The sequence below is a fragment of the Nostoc sp. C96 genome (assembly GCF_059384975.1).
This window is the reverse complement of record NZ_CM182020.1, coordinates 5064388-5082666: the sequence shown is the minus strand read 5'-3', so window position 1 is coordinate 5082666 and position 18279 is coordinate 5064388. Positions and strand designations below refer to the sequence as shown.

General features: G+C 39.5%; 20 protein-coding genes and 1 tRNA gene. 14 read left to right on the top strand and 7 right to left on the bottom strand.

Annotation, left to right across the window (positions count from 1 at the left end; all coding sequences use genetic code 11):
- Nucleotides 1–51: 51 nt before the first annotated feature.
- Nucleotides 52–2580: a sensor histidine kinase gene (locus AC504W_RS21715; RefSeq protein WP_494874290.1), complete on the bottom strand. Its 2529-nt coding sequence runs from the start codon at nucleotides 2578–2580 to the stop codon at nucleotides 52–54.
- A gap of 234 nt (nucleotides 2581–2814) precedes the next feature.
- Here AC504W_RS21715 and AC504W_RS21710 point away from each other — a divergent pair, with 234 nt between their 5' ends.
- Nucleotides 2815–3228, top strand: coding sequence for a heavy metal-responsive transcriptional regulator (locus tag AC504W_RS21710; protein WP_103124545.1), 414 nt, complete (start codon nucleotides 2815–2817; stop codon nucleotides 3226–3228).
- Nucleotides 3229–3246: 18 nt separating this feature from the next.
- Here AC504W_RS21710 and AC504W_RS21705 read toward each other — a convergent pair.
- Nucleotides 3247–3319, bottom strand: a tRNA-Arg gene (locus AC504W_RS21705).
- 47 nt (nucleotides 3320–3366) lie between these two features.
- A complete protein-coding gene (locus AC504W_RS21700; protein WP_494874289.1) occupies nucleotides 3367–4545 on the bottom strand; it encodes a murein hydrolase activator EnvC family protein in 1179 nt (392 codons plus the stop codon).
- A gap of 131 nt (nucleotides 4546–4676) precedes the next feature.
- Here AC504W_RS21700 and AC504W_RS21695 point away from each other — a divergent pair, with 131 nt between their 5' ends.
- The 4 genes from AC504W_RS21695 to cysE all read left to right on the top strand — a co-directional run bounded on the left by AC504W_RS21695 (nucleotide 4677) and on the right by cysE (nucleotide 8445).
- Nucleotides 4677–4970, top strand: coding sequence for a hypothetical protein (locus tag AC504W_RS21695; protein WP_494874288.1), 294 nt, complete (start codon nucleotides 4677–4679; stop codon nucleotides 4968–4970).
- Between the two features lie 80 nt (nucleotides 4971–5050).
- Nucleotides 5051–6247 (top strand): class I SAM-dependent methyltransferase, encoded by a 1197-nt coding sequence (locus AC504W_RS21690; protein ID WP_494874287.1) that lies wholly within the window; start codon nucleotides 5051–5053, stop codon nucleotides 6245–6247.
- Nucleotides 6248–6621: 374 nt separating this feature from the next.
- On the top strand, nucleotides 6622–7500 hold the full coding sequence (locus AC504W_RS21685; protein WP_494874286.1) for an NAD(P)-dependent oxidoreductase: 879 nt from the start codon (nucleotides 6622–6624) through the stop codon (nucleotides 7498–7500).
- A gap of 180 nt (nucleotides 7501–7680) precedes the next feature.
- Nucleotides 7681–8445 (top strand): serine O-acetyltransferase, encoded by a 765-nt coding sequence (gene cysE / locus AC504W_RS21680; protein WP_494874285.1) that lies wholly within the window; start codon nucleotides 7681–7683, stop codon nucleotides 8443–8445.
- A gap of 121 nt (nucleotides 8446–8566) precedes the next feature.
- On the opposite strand, the gene AC504W_RS21675 is transcribed toward cysE, so the two are convergent.
- Nucleotides 8567–9220, bottom strand: coding sequence for a hypothetical protein (locus AC504W_RS21675; protein WP_494879670.1), 654 nt, complete (start codon nucleotides 9218–9220; stop codon nucleotides 8567–8569).
- A gap of 346 nt (nucleotides 9221–9566) precedes the next feature.
- On the opposite strand from AC504W_RS21675, the gene AC504W_RS21670 reads away from it, so the two are divergent.
- The 3 genes from AC504W_RS21670 (at nucleotide 9567) to AC504W_RS21660 (ending at nucleotide 10704) form a co-directional block, all read left to right on the top strand.
- Entirely contained in the window at nucleotides 9567–9962 is a 396-nt protein-coding gene (locus tag AC504W_RS21670) for a hypothetical protein (RefSeq protein ID WP_494874284.1), read from the top strand.
- A gap of 146 nt (nucleotides 9963–10108) precedes the next feature.
- Entirely contained in the window at nucleotides 10109–10345 is a 237-nt protein-coding gene (locus AC504W_RS21665) for a DUF433 domain-containing protein (RefSeq protein ID WP_494874283.1), read from the top strand.
- Nucleotides 10342–10704, top strand: coding sequence for a DUF5615 family PIN-like protein (locus tag AC504W_RS21660; protein ID WP_494874282.1), 363 nt, complete (start codon nucleotides 10342–10344; stop codon nucleotides 10702–10704). The genes AC504W_RS21665 and AC504W_RS21660 overlap by 4 nt, the downstream gene beginning before the upstream one ends.
- A 39-nt stretch (nucleotides 10705–10743) precedes the next feature.
- On the opposite strand, the gene AC504W_RS21655 is transcribed toward AC504W_RS21660, so the two are convergent.
- A complete protein-coding gene (locus AC504W_RS21655) occupies nucleotides 10744–11253 on the bottom strand; it encodes a DUF1622 domain-containing protein (RefSeq protein WP_494874281.1) in 510 nt (169 codons plus the stop codon).
- 107 nt (nucleotides 11254–11360) lie between these two features.
- On the opposite strand from AC504W_RS21655, the gene AC504W_RS21650 reads away from it, so the two are divergent.
- Nucleotides 11361–12215, top strand: coding sequence for a DUF72 domain-containing protein (locus AC504W_RS21650; RefSeq protein WP_494874280.1), 855 nt, complete (start codon nucleotides 11361–11363; stop codon nucleotides 12213–12215).
- 270 nt (nucleotides 12216–12485) lie between these two features.
- The gene (locus AC504W_RS21645; protein WP_096579838.1) at nucleotides 12486–12926 is read left to right on the top strand and encodes a hypothetical protein; all 441 of its coding nucleotides are present in this window, start codon (nucleotides 12486–12488) and stop codon (nucleotides 12924–12926) included.
- Nucleotides 12927–13240: 314 nt separating this feature from the next.
- Here AC504W_RS21645 and AC504W_RS21640 read toward each other — a convergent pair whose 3' ends face one another.
- Entirely contained in the window at nucleotides 13241–13492 is a 252-nt protein-coding gene (locus tag AC504W_RS21640; protein WP_096579836.1) for a ribbon-helix-helix domain-containing protein, read from the bottom strand.
- A gap of 33 nt (nucleotides 13493–13525) precedes the next feature.
- On the bottom strand, nucleotides 13526–15439 hold the full coding sequence (locus AC504W_RS21635; protein WP_494874279.1) for a GTPase family protein: 1914 nt from the start codon (nucleotides 15437–15439) through the stop codon (nucleotides 13526–13528).
- Between the two features lie 206 nt (nucleotides 15440–15645).
- On the opposite strand from AC504W_RS21635, the gene AC504W_RS21630 reads away from it, so the two are divergent.
- From AC504W_RS21630 to AC504W_RS21615, 4 genes are all read left to right on the top strand, one after another.
- The gene (locus AC504W_RS21630; RefSeq protein WP_494874278.1) at nucleotides 15646–15882 is read left to right on the top strand and encodes a hypothetical protein; all 237 of its coding nucleotides are present in this window, start codon (nucleotides 15646–15648) and stop codon (nucleotides 15880–15882) included.
- Between the two features lie 32 nt (nucleotides 15883–15914).
- A complete protein-coding gene (locus AC504W_RS21625; protein WP_494874277.1) occupies nucleotides 15915–16640 on the top strand; it encodes a nucleotidyl transferase AbiEii/AbiGii toxin family protein in 726 nt (241 codons plus the stop codon).
- A gap of 94 nt (nucleotides 16641–16734) precedes the next feature.
- Complete coding sequence (gene blaOXA, locus AC504W_RS21620) at nucleotides 16735–17589, top strand: class D beta-lactamase (RefSeq protein ID WP_494874275.1); 855 nt, start codon at nucleotides 16735–16737, stop codon at nucleotides 17587–17589.
- Nucleotides 17590–17636: 47 nt separating this feature from the next.
- Nucleotides 17637–18026: a hypothetical protein gene (locus AC504W_RS21615; protein WP_494874274.1), complete on the top strand. Its 390-nt coding sequence runs from the start codon at nucleotides 17637–17639 to the stop codon at nucleotides 18024–18026.
- Nucleotides 18027–18279: the final 253 nt, after the last annotated feature.

The window sequence follows — 18279 nt, the reverse complement described above, 5'->3', positions numbered from 1 at the left end:
GTCAGCACACCCTCGTAATTATTATGGTGAATTATGGGTACATTTTGACGACTAATCGGCTACAGACAATGTAAACCAAAATGTTAATCCGCGTTTGCGGTTACTAATCACACCAATCTCACCACCGTGGGCTTGAATAATTTGCCGACATAGATACATTTTCAAACCTAAAATTGTGGAACAAGGTGCTTGGGGTTCTCGCACGTATAAATCAAAGAGGCGATCGCCATCTAATTTACTCATTGTGACACCGTTATGTTCAAGTTGAATCCGCATCATTTTTTCTACAACGGTGGCTGTGAGCGAAAATTTCAATCCTGGAGGATTATGTTGCAAGCTATAAATCAGTAAAGTGAACAACACTGTTTGTAACTGCATAGTATCTGCCATAACTAATGGCAAATCTTCTTTGACTAAGTTCTCTAGTTTTGCCTGATTTTGCCACAACAGTGGTTGTAAATTGGGAATGATTTGTTCTAAAAGTGTGTTTAATTTTACCTGCTGAGGATTTAGAGTAACACCTTGTTCCATACAGCAATGAATTTCTAACAAAGAGTTAATCATTGCTAGTTGGCGATCGTTCCCTTGAATCATCCTCTCAACGATCGAACTAGGTACAGGGATAGAGGAAGAGGAACCGGAATAGGGGGAAATCTCCCCTGCTTCTTGACTTTCTACTCCGTTATTCTCCCGTAAATTCTTCAGTACCATCAAGTTACCCATGACTGTAGTGCGTAAATCATGGGCGACTGTATGCAGTACCACATCTTTGACTTGTTGCAGTTTTTCTAATTCCTGCATTTTTTGTTGCAGTTGGGCGGTACGTTCTTCTACTTGGCGTTCTAGATTGGTGTTGAGTTGGGCGAGTTCTTGGTAGAGTTGAGCTTGTTGAATGGCGATCGCTAACTGTTCTGATAATTGCTGGAGTAAATCTATTTCTATAGCTTGCCATTGACGGGGCGCAGAACATTGATTGGCGACTAATGCACCAAATAATTCTTCGCCTAACATAATGGGTACGGCTAAAGTCGCCCTGGTCTGAAATTGTTGATAATGTGCTTGTAATTTCGGCGATACGCTTATTTGACTGACATCTTCCACTACACGCACGCGGTGAGTGGAAAAAATAGTTTTCAATTCTTGCAGATAACTTTTATCTTCTGGTGTCCAACCTAGTACTGATGGATATTGAGGATCTACTGATTCAGCTACTGTTTTGACTTTTAACTCGTAATTATTCAACCCAATAAAAACGCGATCGGCTTGCAAAAATTGCCGGACTTCCGATACAGTCGTTTGCAGAATTTGTTCTAAATCCAGGGAAGACCGAATTCGGACTAGAGTTTCTGTCAACAAGCGATCGCGCTGTGCAGTCAAGCGGATTTGCGCCTCTGCTTGCTTACGGGCGGTTATATCGTGGTTAATGGCTAAAATACACGGTACGCCATCTAAATCAATCACATCGGCGGAAAGCAGGGTTGTGAGTACCTCCCCAGACTTGCGCCGAAAAGCAAATTCTAAGTTGCGAATTGCGCCCTTGGTCTGTAAATCTTGTAATAATTGAGTGCGATCGCCTTCATTTACCCAAATTTTTAATTCAAAAGCAGTATTATTAATTACTTCATCCTGTTCATAACCTGATAGCTGCATAAAACTATCATTAACTTCAATGAAGCGTCCTTCTTTGAGGGTAGTAATGCTAATTGGATCAGGACTACAACTAAAAGCTTTAGCAAACTTTTGCGCCAAATTTCGTAGGGAAGTTTCTGCTTGTTTACGTTCTGTAATATCCCTGACAATAGCTAATACTTCATCAGCACCGCTGACTACTAACCGCGCCTCATAATCTCGGATTCCCAGAGGCGTGGGTAATTGATATTCGCAAGTTTGCAACGTTCCTGCATCTAAAGTTTTCGCAATGGTTTCTTGACCAATTAAAGCTAAGTCACTTGGTAATAAATCGCGCATATTTTTACCAACTATCTCTTCTTTTGTCAGCGTGAGGTTGATACCATCACCTTTCAAATCAAGATATTCACCATCACGGCTCAAGCGAAACATTAAATCAGGAATAGCCGCCAAAATTGCTTGATATCTCGCCTCACTAGCTCGTAAATTTGCTTCTGTTTGTTTTCTATTAGTAATATCTATAACTAAGCCATTACACAAAATATCGCCATTTGCCTGTGCTTCCAATTGGCAAGCGCCTTGAATCCACTTGAGTTTCCCACTGGGTGTGATGATGCGACCTTCCCAATGCCAAGGGTTAAGCGTATCAAAAGCAATCAGTAGGGATTTGGTAAACTTGCTTCTGTCCTGGGGATGGATTAATTGGTATAAAATTTGCCAGTCTGCTTGGATTACTTCTGGTTCTAACTCCGACAAAGCTCGACAACCGGAACTGACGTATAAAACAACCGGGGAACCATCCGCCTGTTGTCGGAATTGAAAAATCATCCCTGGTAAAATGGCTGCAATTTTTTCCAACAAAGTAATAGTCTCGGACGGAAATTCTAGTTTACGTAGGAATTTTAAGGCTTCATCCACTCTTTCACCCTTTAATACCCAAGCACCTGGCATAATTTTGCAAGAGATGGTAACTATAGCAACAATTTCGCTTCTGTAAACATGAGTGCGAACAGACGCAAAACATAGCCTTATTTCAGGTTAGTTCTTGATGGGGCGATCGCATTCACCCAATCGGGTGAACCATTTGCTTACACCATTTTAGATTTGAGATTTTGTTGACTCTCCAGTTCAATGGAGATTTTAAGATAGGATTATTAACTATATCTCACAAAAAGTTTGGTAATTATGTTAGCCCAAGCAGAAGCAAAACAAATTGGTGTAATTGCCAAAGAAAGTGGCGTACCAATAAAAACTATTCGCTATTATGAAGAACTTGGTCTACTTAAATCATCAGGTAGAACAGAAGGTGGATTTAGATTATTTAACTCTGATGTTTTGGAGCGACTGCACTTTATTAAACGCGCTCAAAGCTTAGGCTTAAGTTTGTCAGAAATTAAAGAATTTTTAAATGTTCATGATAGCGGTAAATTACCTTGTGAACATATCAAAGTTAAATTAGAAGACAAAGTAAAAGCTATTGATGAACAAATTCGACAATTACTAATTTTAAGACAAGAATTATCAGGATTATTATCTGGTTGGGAAATCAAACCTGATAGTTCTCATTCCACGATTTGTCCCATCATTGAAAATGATTAAAGCAGAATTCTAAAAAAACGAGCGTGGAGGGATTTGAACCCCCGACCCACAGAACCGGAATCTGTTGCTCTATCCACTGAGCCACACGCCCTTAGTCTTCTTCATTATAGCATAGCTGTGATCAAATTTGCCGATCGCTTAAAGATAATCAGCCGGATTAACGGGTGTACCATGACGGCGCACTTCAAAATGCAGGTGCGGCCCGGTAGAAAAACCTGTGGAACCAACAGCCGCGATCGCTTGTCCCCGTTGTACCCCTTGTCCCTCCGAAACAAATAATTCGCTGGTGTGTCCGTAGAGTGTCGTCAATCCGTTACCGTGGTCGATAATTACGGCTCTACCATAGCCACCATACCACCCAGCAAAAATTACAGTTCCCGAATCGGCGGCGCGAATTGTACTGCCATAACTAGCTGCAAAATCCAAACCTGCATGAAAGCGCCGATAGCCCAGAATCGGGTGTACTCGCCAGCCAAAGCGGCTGCTAGTCGGTGCATTGCTAGGATAAGCAAACATTCCTGTTCCGCGAATGATAATGCTGTTGCGACTGTTGGTTTTGCTGCGTCCTTCTAAGGCGGCGACTTTTTCTTCAATCAAGTTTTCTAGATTATGGGAATCTCTTTCTAATTGATTTTCGGCTGCTTCTAAGGCGAGGCGATCGCTATTTAAGCGTTGAATTAATTCTGATTGTGACTGCGCCTGAGTTTGATAATCAGCTTTTTGGGCGAGTAATTGCTGGCGAATCAAAGCAATTTCATTTTTTTGCTGTTCTACGTCAGTTTTCTGCTGATTGATTTGCAGTGCTTGGTCGTTGAGTTTGGCTAGAATTTTTTGGTCTGCCTGATACACTAACTTTAATTGATGACGGCGGCTAATAAAGTCACTAATATTTTGGCTTTGCATTAAAACTGCCCACCCTAGACTAGCGTGCGATCGCTGGAGATAACGCAACCTCGCTACTGTGGCGACTTGTCGTTCTTCATAAGTACGTTGCGCCACGGCTAAATCAGCTTCTAGCTTTTGTAAGCGTTGGGTAGCTTGGGTTAACCGCGATTCACTATCTTGAATTTGATTATTTGTGGTGTTGAGATTTTGCTTGATCCCAGTTAAGCGATTTTGGGCAGCATTTTGCAAATTAGTCAAGCGATCGCGTTCCTGAATCACATTCTGGCGTTCTTGATTAATTTGTTGCTGCTGTTGTCGTAAAGTATCAACTGATGCTGATGTTGTTGCATATCCTGTCGATACTGAAATCAATACCAAACAAACACACAAAACATAACCAAGTCCCAGAAAAATGATCTTTAATGCTCTCATAGCGTGAGCCTAACCAAAGCAATCGGTGCGAAACACTATGAGTATTCCCAAATTTATCTTGTTTTGCTCAATGTACTATTTCTTTCCGTACCTGTGAGAAGTTAAATGGAATAGGTAAATCATCAGGTTGTATGAAAGCACGTATAGCAATTCTTTTAATTACTTTAGTTTTTCCAGGTGTGGCAGTAATAGGAACATCACTTTATTGGTTTAACTTAGACTACGCAGCACTCCAAAAAGCTGAGAAGTATGTGCAAACATTGGTAGAAGAAAACAAAGTCAATGATAGGCAGTTAGAATACGCTTACCATCGTACGTTTATTCATCGCATCAATGTATTTGCCGATGGTACCTGGGGACTGCTAGGCGGTGTCATCGCAGCACTGGGAATACATGGATTAGTCACTATTAAGGAAAAGCCATAAAGGAAATATCTATTGTGAATAAGAATATCCCAGCCTTCTTTGAAAGTCTAGGATTTGCAGTCCAATAATACAACTTGTGTATGAATTCTAACCCCGCATTGTGTGCAGCCATTAGCGATCGCATTACGAATACCCCCCAAAAGCGAATCACCTTTGCCGAATATATGAACACGGTGTTATATCACCCTGAACACGGCTATTATTCCAGCAAAGTTGTAAATATTGGGTTTAAAGGCGGTGATTTTTTCACATCGGCTAGTCTCGGTGCTGACTTTGGTGAGATACTAGCAGAACAATTTGTGCAAATGTGGGAAATTTTAGGACAACCAAAACCATTTTCTTTGGTAGAAATGGGAGCCGGCCAAGGATTACTCGCTTTGCATATCCTCAATTATTATCAACTACATTATCCTGATTTTTTCCCAGCATTAGATTATGTAATTATTGAAAAATCTCCCGAATTGCAGCGAGAACAACAGCAACGTTTACAAAATTACTCGGTGCGTTGGTGCAATTTAGCAGATATACCCAGCAATTCCATAAATGGCTGTTTTTTTTCTAACGAATTAGTAGATGCTTTCCCAGTAAATCAGTTTATTTTACAAGCTGGAGAACTGCGGGAAATTTATGTCACCTTAACATCTTTGGCAGAAAAAGATGAAAATCACCTGCTGCTTGAAGGAGAGTTTGCAGAAGTAATCGGGGAAATTTCTACACATCATTTAATCAAATATTTTGATTTGATAAATATCGATTTATCTGCAAATGTCTACCCAGATGGCTACCGCAGCGAAATTAACCTAGCCGCTTTAGATTGGTTGAGTATAGTAGCAGACCGCTTGCAGCGCGGGTATGTGGTAACAGTTGATTATGGCTATCCTGCCCATCGCTACTATAACCCCAGGCGATCGCAAGGAACCCTACAGTGCTACTACCAGCATCGCTACCATAACAACCCCTATATCAATATTGGGCGACAAGATATCACCGCCCATGTTGACTTTACCGCCTTGGAACTTTGGGGTGAACAGTGTGGTTTAACCAAAGTTGGCTTTACCCAACAAGGTTTATTTTTGATGGCGTTGGGTTTGGGAGACAGAATAGCCTCTCTTTCTCATCAAGACATATCCATTGCTCAATTGTTGCCCAGACGAGAATCACTGCATAAACTTATCGATCCCACAGGATTAGGCGGCTTTGGGGTTTTAGTCCAAAGTAAAGGACTCCGAGATCATGAAAATTATCAACCCCTAAAAGGATTAATTGTGCCAAAGTAAAAGTAAAGGTAAAAAGTTAAAACTCTCTGTAAGTCGGCAGCATCACTGTTATATGGACTAGCATTACTATTGATTACTGCGAAATCCTGTGTTTAGAAAAGCAACAAATACCTATGAATACTCATGACCTGTTGATGCTAATCATGCTACTTACACCCGGTATCTTACTTTCTGTTGTCATTATGGTAACTTTTGCTGCTGGCGGCTGATTCCTCAGCAGTCTTGGGTGAATTTGAGATTTAGGATGGCATCTTAAGTCTCAAATGACAACTCGCCAGCCAATTACAATCAAACGATGAAAACGCGATGTCTACGACAGGCTTCTCTACGAGAGGCTACGCCAACGCCTAAGCTTTATCAAAGGAACGTGAAAAATGAAGGTGGCATTTCTGGGAACTGGACTGATGGGACAACCAATGGCTCAAAGGTTGTTAGCAGCCGATATACAAGTAGTTGCTTACAATCGCACCCCAGAAAAATTAGCCCCATTACAAGCCGCTGGCGCAGAAATTGTCACACAACCCCGTCACGCCATTCGTGCGGCTGATTGCATTATTTTGATGCTTACCAACGCCGCAGCCATTTATCAAGTCTTGCTTTCAGATACTGCTTGGCGCACCCTAGAAGGACGCACCATCATCCAAATGGGGACAATTACACCCACAGAAAGTCAAGAAATTCGAGATACTGTAGTTGGTGGTGGTGGTGAATATTTAGAAGCCCCTGTATTAGGAAGCATCCCAGAAGCAAAAAGCGGTCAGTTAATTGTCATGGTAGGCGCAACACAATCACAATACCAAAACCATTTACAATTACTCAAAAATTTTGGTTCAGAACCTTTACTAGTAGGGCCAGTAGGGACAGCCTCGGCGTTAAAATTAGCCCTCAATCAATTAATTGCTTCTATGACCACCAGCTTTGCCCTGAGTCTGGCTTTTTTACAGCGTCAAGGTGTCAATATCGAGTCTTTTATGCAAGTTTTACGTGCAAGTTCTCTTTATGCACCTACCTTTGATAAAAAGCTGCAACGAATGTTAGAGGAAAACTATGCTAACCCTAATTTTCCCACCAAACATTTACTCAAAGATACAGATTTGTTTATCTCAGAAGCCAAAGCTTTAGGTTTAGATCTTGGCAGCATTGAGTCTGTACGACACATTTTGTATACAGCTATGAAAATGTCATTTGCTAATGATGATTATTCATCAGTATTTTCAGCTATTAAAGAATGGGGAGATTCCAGCGCTGAGTAAATAGGGAGTAGGAAAGAAATAACTGACTCAGCACTTAGCGAGAAGTTGCGTGCTGAGAGAACTTGCGTGCGCGGGTTCCCCCTGTTGAGCAAACTTCGGTGACTCATCACTTTATCAAGTAAGCACTGAAAAAGATAATATGGTATGGTAGCTCGTTTTGCTTTCCGAGGGTACTACTGCGTGCTATCTACTTTACGTGCTGATTTTCGCATCATTTTTGAACGTGACCCAGCCGCCCGTAACTGGCTAGAGGTCTTGGTTTGTTACCCTGGCTTGCAAGCCCTACTTTTCCATCGACTGGCGCATTGGCTACATCATTTTGGTCTTCCCTTTTTCCCCCGCTTTATTTCTCACCTATCTCGATTTTTAACTGGTATCGAAATTCACCCAGGCGCAACTATTGGTCAAGGCGTATTTATTGACCACGGGATGGGTGTGGTAATTGGTGAGACTGCAATCATAGGTGATTATGCTTTGATTTATCAAGGTGTCACTTTGGGCGGAACTGGTAAACAAAGCGGTAAACGCCATCCTACAGTCGGTGAAAATGTTGTAGTCGGTGCTGGTGCAAAGGTACTAGGTAATATTCAAGTTGGGAATAACGTCCGTATTGGCGCTGGTTCAGTCGTTCTCAGGGATGTGCCTTCTGATTGTACAGTGGTTGGCATTCCCGGTCGGATTGTCTATCGTTCTGGAGTGCGAGTCGCACCTCTAGAACACAGCAACTTACCCGACTCGGAGGCCGAAGTAATTCGCGCTTTAGTCGATCGCATTGAAGCCTTAGAACAACAAATCCAAACTATACAAAATCTCCAACCTGCGGCTAAAACTCCTGTATTGGTTGGTGTAGGAGCTATCCAAGAGCCTGAACTAAAACCAGAAGCTCCTTTATGTAGTCTCAGAGATAAAGCAATTCAAGAATTTCTCGATGGTGCGGGGATTTAAATTATCCAACTGAAGCGATGAAGCAAGAGCCGCTGAAAAAAATCTTCTGCATCGTCAGCCGATGATAAATATTCTATGATTACTAATCAGTGGCTCTTTACTTTTTGTCTAACAGTTACGGTCAAGGCTTTTGCAATTTTCTAATTTCGGCTTGCACATCAAGAGCAATCTGCAATGATTGATTGAGTAGTTGAGCATATTCGCCAGCTTGTGTACTGACTTGTAATGCTTGCAGATTTGCTAAATTATTCACAAATAATTCTTGATTATTTGCCAACAGTTTTTTATTATCCCGCAAAATTCGTTCTGTTTTTAAAGCCCGGACTAAATCTTCTCGAATGAGTTGTAAGGCAGAAATTACTTGTTCTCTATCGTTGATGGAGTTATTTGAGGTGGCTAATTGGTCGTGAATATCTATGGCGTTAATTACGGCATGATATTGATCAACTTCATCTAAAAGCATGGTTAGGGCTTTGGGACAAGTAAACCTGCGCCAGAGCGATCGCCCAACAAGCACACCCAAGGGTACTAAAATTAGTAAAATGATGCCTAATGTAATAGAAGAACCAATAGTTGGCAAAATAATAAACGCATAAATAAAACCAACAATAATTGGTGTGAGTGCTAACGCTACCAGCAATTCATTCACCAAAAAGCCAAGTCGCTTTTCTTTGTCCTTCATTATCGAAGGCCGGAAAACATCTTCTGGATTAAACCCAGTCAAACGCCTCAATTCTCCCTTGCTAATTTCTAAGCCTAGTAAATCCGGCTGCACTGCTGCATACTCCTGTAGAAAGTGCGATCGCGTATTTATTTTAATCGGGTTTGAGCAAGGTCGTACACCTTCCTTGGCAGCCAAAAGTTCAAAAGCTGTTATTTTCAGATTTTAGTATAGTTTAAAAAATATTTTCAAAACTTTGTGTTACTTCAAACCGTTAGATATTTGCAATAATTTTCTCTGCCGCTTTGGTATGATTGATACGCTAATGTTGCAAACATACTCACTTTTGTATTAATCTAACCCTCAATAAATCAGTTAATGTACTTAAAAACATTTTTAATGTAAAATTTCTTAAATTGATAAATTTAAGTATATGTACAAGAACATATAGGATTCATATTTGAATTCTGAAAAAAATCAAGGACAAAGTCATATTCATATTACAGCTAATGGTAGTTGGGAACTTATAAAGCAGTTTGTTCCTGAGTTTCAATTCTCGAAATACAAGTATGGTAACGGCTCTAATTGGAAATTAAGAATTTTAAAAATTGGTCTTAAAAATCTAGGGTTTGAAGGTGAAAATATTTTAAGTATTGGTTGGAAGAGAGCTTATTATATCTGTCCACTTATTACAAATTGGAAAGAGTTTTTGACAATGAAACATAAACGCCCAAGATTTATTAAGCATACAGAGGATGAGCTTATTAAATACTGGAGAGAAAGGTGGGTTGAACCCCGACTATTCAAGTTAAAAAATCAATTAGATTGCTTTCCGGAATCAGATAGATTTAACTAAATAAATATATTCAAACATTCAGTATCGTGGGGATTTTGTCAGAGCGATCGCATTTCTCCTTGTATTAATATAGCGATCGCAGGTAAAAATAAAGAAAAATATTCTGCTTACAGTATATTAAAGTAACCAAAGGAGAACTGAGATATATGCTAGATTTTGACCGCATTACGTTTGACCCACATATTATGGGTGGACAAGCTTGTATTCGCGGAATGCGAGTTCCAGTATCCTTAATTTTGAATTTAGTCGCCAATGGCAAAACTGTGGCTGAAATTAGAGAAGATTATCCATATTTGGAACCGGAAGATATTCAACAATGTTTAATGTATGCAGCATGGCTGACTCGTGAACAGGTTTTTCCCATAGTGGGTGAGGCTGGATGAAATTTTTAGCAGATATGGGTATTTCACCACGTACTGTTAATTGGCTGAAATCTCTTGGCTATGATGCGGTACATTTGGTTGATGAAGGTCTTGAAAGACTCCCTGATGATGAAATTCTGATCAAAGCTCAAATCGAAGGGCGAATTTTATTAACAGTAGATTTGGACTTTGGTTATTTGTTAGCAGTTAGTAAAGCAGCATTACCCAGTGTAGTTATATTTAGATTAGGTAATGAAAGTTACGAAATTATTAATGCACGTTTAACAGAAATCTTAAATCGATTTGAGTCAGATTTAATCTCAGGGGCAATTATATCAGTGAACGATCGCAATTTCCGAGTCAGACAATTGCCTGTATAAGTTGCTGGTTATAGAAATTTTTTGCCTATTTCAAATCTACTATGTGTTTTCAGTTTGTTCAGCAGTTTGATAATTTTTAGAACGACTTTGTTCTACCTGTTGAATTTCTCGTTCTAAAAAGTAATTCAGCAATGTTCTTAGCAGCACAATTGCCCCTAAATTGAGAATATCTTGGCGTGTAGGTGCAACAGCCGTTCTTAAAATGTCACTAGCCACAGTAAATTCTAATCCCAAAGCTAATACCCGCCCCAACTGCAAACGCACCACTTCTGTAGAGTCAATATGTTGTTTAGAACGAGAAAAAGTTTGCAGCAGATAAAGCAATATACCTCGAATCACAGCTAGTCCAATTACCAGTGCGGCGGCGATTTCGGCGATGGCGGCTAGATAACCGACGATTAATTTTAACCATGATTCTAACGGTGCTTGTGCTGCCTCAGTTTGGTGAATCTCGCCAACATTGAGGCTTAAAAGTAAAACTAAACCGAAAATTAATGCTAGAGGTAGTAGAATTTCCAGCAAGGATGCTGGTAAAGATTTTTGCTTCATACTAATTTAGATGAGTTGTCCCGTTTTTATTTTTGGGAAAAACAGCACCAAGCGATCGCACCATCCACAAGCCTTTACAATTAAGTAAGAACACTCAAGGCTAGTCAGTGAACTTTTTTATTGGTTGTGCAGTTTGGTCGTATAAAGGTTGGATGGGTGAATTTTATCCCCCAGGTACTCGCGCTACCGATTTTTTGAGCCTTTACAGTCGTCGCTTGACTACGGTTGAAGGCAATACTACCTTTTATGCTGTACCTAACCAAGAAACTATCAGCCGTTGGGTAGCCCAAACACCCCCAGGTTTTGAATTTTGTCTCAAATTACCGCGAGACATCACCCATACAGGTTTACTCCAGCCGAATATTCCCGCAGCGTTGAAATTTTTAGCAGGAATGCAGCCTTTAGGAAAACGCTTGGGGCCGATGTTTGTCCAGTTACCACCAAGTTATTCGCCTACATTAATTGATGATTTAACTAATTTTTTGGTAGCTTGGCCGCGAGAAACTGCACCGCTGGCTTTAGAAGTGAGACATTTTGATTGGTTCAAAGAACCTTATAGTAGTCAATTAACAGCGTTGCTCGAAAATCTCGGTGTAGGACGAGTACTCTTAGATTCGCGTCCGATTTACAATGGCGAAGATGACCCCCAGCTACACTCAGAACGACGTAAACCTAAATTACCTGTACAATTTAGCGTTACAGCACCCTTTAGCTTAATTCGGTTCATTTCTCATCCCATATTGTCTGAGAATCAGCCGTTTATGGCAGAATGGGTTACTCAGATTCAACAATGGTTGCAAACGGGAACAAAAATCTACTTCTTTGTCCATTGTCCTCTAGAAGAGCGATCGCCATACACTGCCCGTCACTTTCAAAAGCTATTAGAACAAAGTGGTGTTTCTGTTCCGCCTTTACCTTGGAATCAACTAGAACAGCCACCCAGTCAGCTAAGTTTGTGGTAAGCCTTCTAGGAATATTTTGATAATTTTTTGATTTTCACAAAATATCTAACTCATACTCACTTCAAAAAGAGTAATAATAGTTATTGCAAGACATTTTTAATAAAGCTAAAGCAATTCTCTTTTTTCGCAAGAGTATTATATACCTCTGAGTAAATCTGCCAAGAGGATATTAACAATGCTTAAAAATAGCTAACAGAAATGGCTTAATTTTTAATGTGAATTGTGATTGGGGCGATCGTTGTGTAAGCAGTTTAATCAAAGGAGGTTCAGATGAGTCGTCTTCTTTATGAAAACTCAGTTTCATATCAAGGATATCTCATCATTCCGTTTGTTTACGGCAGTGCTGATGCTTACGAAATCTATTCCTATAAGCTGTTGTCAGAAATTGGTAACAAAAGTAGATTTCACAAAACAGAAAATCCAGCGGGTATCTACGGTAATAGCATTAAGAATATTATTGATATTGCCCAAGAACATCTTGATGAAAATTTAGAATTTATCAGTCAGCAAGATTGTTTTAAGTCTCGTTATATTTTCCGCAACAATTTAATTATCATCTTTCAAGAAGAGGGCAAATTTTTCTACGATCATTATCCACCAGAAATATTGAATAATATTGCCGCCCCCAAATTATTCAATTCTGAATATGAATGCTTGAGTTGGATTCAAGCTGGACTGAATGGTCAATATGTCCGACAGCAAGCAAGCTAAATAAAGGTCATAAGTAGGTCGTTGTGAATATTTATCGTCAGGGTAAGGCAGGAGGGAAGTGGCTTTTAGCTTAGTTAATCTTTCGTAACATAGTTAGGTTTTTTCCCACCGACTTACTTAATCGACTTAACCTCATAATGGCTTGGTTGGTAAGGGTGTTACTTTTATCAATCAAGTCATATCGATCATGTCCGGTTAAAGACTGATCATTAATGTCGCAGGGGAGTAAAGGGGAGGGTTTTGTCGTTTCTGCACAGATTCTTGTAATCATAACCGATTTGCCGGACATGATATAACAAGTAATAATTAAACGCTTAAGATTCCAGCGCTTTACGTAATTTTCTTTCTAATTGTGCTATTAAAAATTTACCGTCAATTTTTTCTAACTCTGCAATAGAAACATCACCATGATCACGGGCTGCTTGCAACCACTGTTCATATTTTTTATCATGTTCTTCTAAGAGTTCTAATGCTTCGACAATTATTTCCTCAATAGTGTGATATCTACCACTACTGAGTTTCTCTTGAATAAAGATTTCGTGCTTTTGGTTGAATTTGGAGTTCATTATTAATAGCTCAAATATCAATAACCTAATGGGTCAAACTTGTTGTAAATAATACTCAAATCGCTGCCGGAGTTGTTCCACTGCTAAATTTTGAGTCCAGTATTCCACAAGGGCGTGACCAAATGCCCAAGCGTTACGATCGGGTGTAGCAGAATTTTCTAACAATAATGGCCAGAGAGCCATTAAATCAAAGTTAATTTTATTGGCATCGTCTGTTTTTAATAGTGAAAAAAGTTCATAAGCGATTTGCAGTTTACCAATGACAATCGGTAATTGTTCTACAGGAATTTGCTCTGCTAGTAAATATGCTAAGGTGGGCGAACCAGTTGACATAGTAGCAATAAATTGCAGTACTGGACTTTTTAGCAGTGAAGTTAGTCCTTGAGTTGTCGCCATTTGGAAGGTATAGTGATCAATAATTTTAGCGGCGGCGACGGTGCGGGAGTCTAAGTCACGCAAAAACCGAGCGAGTCGTAATTGTTTAGCAGGGGCGATCGCCTCAATCAATCCTAAAGATAAAGTATCTATATTCCAAGCTGTGCGGTGGGTTTTGCTATCACTTGTTACCACCGGGACAACTAAGTTAGAAAATTCTCCCAGCTTTTCAGCCCGATATTGGGTAGCTTCGCGGATAGAAATTTCCTTTGGCTTTTCTCCCCATTCCCAATTGTATGGCGGTAGCCATTCGCGGATAGGACGCAATTTATCTACTTGGGTGACAACTGCGATCGCAGGTAAATCATCAATTTCCCCTTTCATATCTGCTAAAAAGTCCACATCCATTTGTAAAGCCGGATCAAGGGCGGGTGTCACCAGCAATAACAAATCTGCGTTAGTTGCATAATCTAATACTAATTGGCGGAGTTCTCCCCGCTTCACTTGTTCGTAACCAGGGGTATCCCAAAGAGTCAGACTTTCACCGCTAGGAGTTTCCCAATGATAATTTTGAATTTGGTCGGTACTGGGTAAGACATCCACCGCCGCCAGGTCAGCTTGAAATAAAGTGTTAATTAAACTGCTTTTCCCTGCGCCTGTTCGCCCTACTAGTAAAATACTAATGGGTTTTTGTTCTACTTCTTCGACTGGTTCAGCTTGAGTGAGGATTTCGCGCAGAGTTTGGGTTTTAGTTTGTGGGATAGCTGGTGGAGAAATAGCTGCTGTTGTACTTGCTAGTGTAATACCTCCGTAAAGGGCGATCGCTTGTCTGCATAAATTTCTCAAAGCTGCTTCACGCAAGAGTTGACCTAAATTCACCAACAACTGCTGATTGGCGCGGTTAGTGTAACCCTTAGTCGCCCGGTTCGCCACAGCCGCCACCGGATTTAATAACCATTGCGCCCAGCCCCAAGCTCGCAAAAGTTTACGGGCTGATGGTTCTAGCTTGCGATATACTTCATAAGCTTGATAAGCTTGCCCAACAGTAGCTTGATTTAAAGCAGGTGATAATCTCTGCATCCACTGGTCTAAATCGTCTACGGTTCCCCGAATCAGTCCGTAAGCTTGGGGGACATATATATTGAGAAGGGGATACTGCACTTGGGGATGGTAGATATTCGCCACAGCAACTACAACATCTTGACAGCGTTGCCAAAAAGTTTGCCAATCTTCCCAAATTGGGCGATCGTTAATTGATGCTTCTAAGATTTTTTGTAATGCGGCTTCGGCTTGCTGCGTAGCATCACTTCCTACTTTTGATGCAGTTGTATCTATCGCCGATTCCAGTTCTTCTTTAAATCCCGCTAACGCCGCTTCTACCTGCACAATCGCTGGTTGCGTCCACTTCACCAGCAACCAACGCCAACCAACAAAAACCACGGTAAATACAGCCCAAATCCAGTTAATTCCCCAGACATTGATTTGTATACCTGCGGCAACCAGTAAGAAAATAATAATAGCTGCGATCGGTGTTGCTAAAATAATCAACTGCCACAGTTTTAAGCGCACCATTCCCCCCTACCTGCCTTGATACAATTTCTTATACTTATATTGTGGATTGAATGACTAGTGCTAGATAACTTACTTTGGCCATAGTCAGCTATCTAATTCCTAATAGTTAGGAGTAGTTTAACGGTTTATCTTTAGTTTGGTAGTAGACGTGAGTTTATGAGTTATTCTAGAAATATAGTTAGATACAGTAGCTAATTAGAATTGCTATGAAAACTGCTACACCAACAATTAATCTAGCTAGGATTCCCAAAAAGTTACCTTTTTTAGAGTCCGTCTGCTGGCAGACAGGAGATGTCTATAAATTTACTCCAGAGCAAATGCTAAGTCGCTACGAGCGAGGTTGGCAGCATCGTCAACTATTTAATAATCTTGAAGGCGAAGAACTAAATTTCGTTAAGGCTCTTGCTAAACGTTATCATTCCTGGCTAGAAGCCTGTGTATGAAATTTAGATTGGATCACCATAATAAAATTTTGATGATTCTTGAAAGTTTAAATCCTGATGTACTTAAAGAGGGTTCTGCTTACTTTGGTGGTGGAACCCTTCTTGCACTTGATTTTGAAGAATACCGTTGGAGTAAAGACATTGACTTTATTTCTCCTGTGGGTGCATCAGGATACAAGTATCTACGTACAGTTGTATTTGATGGTGGATATGAAGCATTATTTAGCGATTTAAGCAACATTCAAATTGGACGGGGAACTACTGACCAGTATGGAATTAGGATGATGGTTATTGTAGATAATCTACCGATTAAAACAGAGATTATCGCTGAATCACGCTTTCAACCAGACCAACCAAGATATACAGAATGGTCGCCTGTTCCCTGCTTAAGCCTCATTGACTGTTTTACATCGAAGCTGCTGGCAAATTCTGATCGCTACATGGATGATAGTGTTGAATCTAGAGATTTAATTGATCTAGCAATTTTACGCTTACAATCTCCAATTCCTCAAGCAGCAATTAACAAGGCTGAGAACGCTTATGAAGTAATTCGTCCTTTAAAAACTGCTGTTAAGCGTTTTCAGGAAAGACCAGACTATCGAGAAAAATGTTTTCTAAGTTTGCAAATTGATGAAAATCAGATACCAAAAATTATTGATGGTGTTGATTTGATAGCGAGTGACTTTAATTTAGAGACGACCCAGAGAGTATTTAAAGAGCAACATGGTATTTTTAGTGATTTAGATAAACAACCATAAATCATAATAAGTTTAGTAAATAACTTTCGGTAATTGCCTACTTTTTTGCTGTATTATTTCTGGTTTGTCAGCCAGTTGTGTGAGGATAAAAGTTATGATACGAAGTAGGCGATCGCTATTCATCATCTCTATTACAATTATCAGTATCATCACACTGCTAACTCTTACAAATTTTCCAGGTATCTCTGCAAACTCAAAAGTTAATCAACACCCCTCAGTGATTGCTCAAAGGGTGAATTTTGAGACTTATTTCAAAGAATTAGGCATTGAAGGGTCAATTTTAATTTATGACCAAAATAACCAGAAATTTTACCAACATAACGCCTCTCATAATTCCACAGCCTTTCTTCCTGCTTCGACTTTCAAAATCTTAAATTCTCTGATTTCATTAGAAACTGGAGTGATTAAAGATGAAATTGCTATTTTGACTTGGGATGGAATTATGCGAGAATTCCCGACCTGGAACCGAGATACTAATATGCGCCAAGCATATAAAGACTCAACCGTGTGGTTTTATCAAGTCTTAGCACGGCGAGTTGGTCATGAGAGAATGCAGCAATTCATCAATCAAGTTGGTTACGGAAACCGTCAAATTGGCACACCTGAACAAATAGATAAATTTTGGCTATCTGGCCTTTTACAAATTACCCCCAAACAACAAATTGAATTTCTTCAACGGCTTTATCGTAGAGAATTACCTTTTTCTCAACGCACATTCGATTTAGTGCAAGACATTATGATCATTGAGAAAACACCTAATTATATACTAAGAGCTAAGACAGGCTGGGCAACTAGTGTAAAACCTAACATTGGCTGGTTTGTGGGATATTTAGAACAAAATAATAACGTTTATTTCTTCGCGACTAATATCTATATGAAAGATGCTGGGGATGCGCCTAAACGAATTGAAGTAACTCGGCGTAGTTTCAAAGCTTTAGGATTACTCTAAAATTGCCTACTCTACATAAATTCTAAATTTAGCTGCGGTTAATTTTTATGTTTTCACTTCTCACTATTGGATTTTTCTTTATAGTAGGCTTAATTGTTGTAGAAACAATACAAAAATTACATCCTGCCAATCCAATAATCAATCCGATTTGGGAAGCAATTTGTCTAGGAATTACTAGTATATTTTGGGTTTTTCTGCAAAGCTGGCTTTTTCGTGCAGTAAAAATTAATTTAGTATGGGTGATTTTTTTGGCTATTTTTGGTTCTGTGCTGGCGATGACATTATCTCTCATATTTTGGTATTTTCAAGATTCAACTGGTAAGAGTAAATATACTTTGCGTAATGCTCATATATTAATAGGAATGTATCGGTTTATACTCTACGGTATTAGCATTATTTGTGGAGTATTTTTATCCCAAATTACAAGCTCAAATTAAAGTCAGATAAATATCAACGAACTATCATTTTTTATCGGCATTTATCTATTAATTTCCAAAAATAGAATTTTGTCTAATCCTTACTCAAGCTTGTTTTTAGCTAAAAACAAACATAAATAATTAAATTATGTTTAATATTTTTTTGTAAAAAAAACAGCATTTTGCCATTTAATTTCATAGTAATTATTGGCAAGGACGGTAAATTTACTACTTGAAACCTGAAAGCAAAGGTTTAAACAGTTAATGCTGTCAA

Bases quoted from the DNA above. Each gene is read 5' to 3' on its own strand.
- AC504W_RS21715 (WP_494874290.1), bottom strand. From the start codon at position 2,580: ATGCCAGGTGCTTGGGTATTAAAGGGTGAAAGAGTGGATGAAGCCTTA.
- AC504W_RS21710 (WP_103124545.1), top strand. From the start codon at position 2,815: ATGTTAGCCCAAGCAGAAGCAAAACAAATTGGTGTAATTGCCAAAGAA.
- AC504W_RS21700 (WP_494874289.1), bottom strand. From the start codon at position 4,545: ATGAGAGCATTAAAGATCATTTTTCTGGGACTTGGTTATGTTTTGTGT.
- AC504W_RS21695 (WP_494874288.1), top strand. From the start codon at position 4,677: ATGAAAGCACGTATAGCAATTCTTTTAATTACTTTAGTTTTTCCAGGT.
- AC504W_RS21690 (WP_494874287.1), top strand. From the start codon at position 5,051: ATGAATTCTAACCCCGCATTGTGTGCAGCCATTAGCGATCGCATTACG.
- AC504W_RS21685 (WP_494874286.1), top strand. From the start codon at position 6,622: ATGAAGGTGGCATTTCTGGGAACTGGACTGATGGGACAACCAATGGCT.
- AC504W_RS21665 (WP_494874283.1), top strand. From the start codon at position 10,109: ATGCTAGATTTTGACCGCATTACGTTTGACCCACATATTATGGGTGGA.
- AC504W_RS21660 (WP_494874282.1), top strand. From the start codon at position 10,342: ATGAAATTTTTAGCAGATATGGGTATTTCACCACGTACTGTTAATTGG.
- AC504W_RS21655 (WP_494874281.1), bottom strand. From the start codon at position 11,253: ATGAAGCAAAAATCTTTACCAGCATCCTTGCTGGAAATTCTACTACCT.
- AC504W_RS21645 (WP_096579838.1), top strand. From the start codon at position 12,486: ATGAGTCGTCTTCTTTATGAAAACTCAGTTTCATATCAAGGATATCTC.
- AC504W_RS21640 (WP_096579836.1), bottom strand. From the start codon at position 13,492: ATGAACTCCAAATTCAACCAAAAGCACGAAATCTTTATTCAAGAGAAA.
- AC504W_RS21635 (WP_494874279.1), bottom strand. From the start codon at position 15,439: ATGGTGCGCTTAAAACTGTGGCAGTTGATTATTTTAGCAACACCGATC.
- AC504W_RS21630 (WP_494874278.1), top strand. From the start codon at position 15,646: ATGAAAACTGCTACACCAACAATTAATCTAGCTAGGATTCCCAAAAAG.
- AC504W_RS21625 (WP_494874277.1), top strand. From the start codon at position 15,915: ATGATTCTTGAAAGTTTAAATCCTGATGTACTTAAAGAGGGTTCTGCT.
- blaOXA (WP_494874275.1), top strand. From the start codon at position 16,735: ATGATACGAAGTAGGCGATCGCTATTCATCATCTCTATTACAATTATC.
- AC504W_RS21615 (WP_494874274.1), top strand. From the start codon at position 17,637: ATGTTTTCACTTCTCACTATTGGATTTTTCTTTATAGTAGGCTTAATT.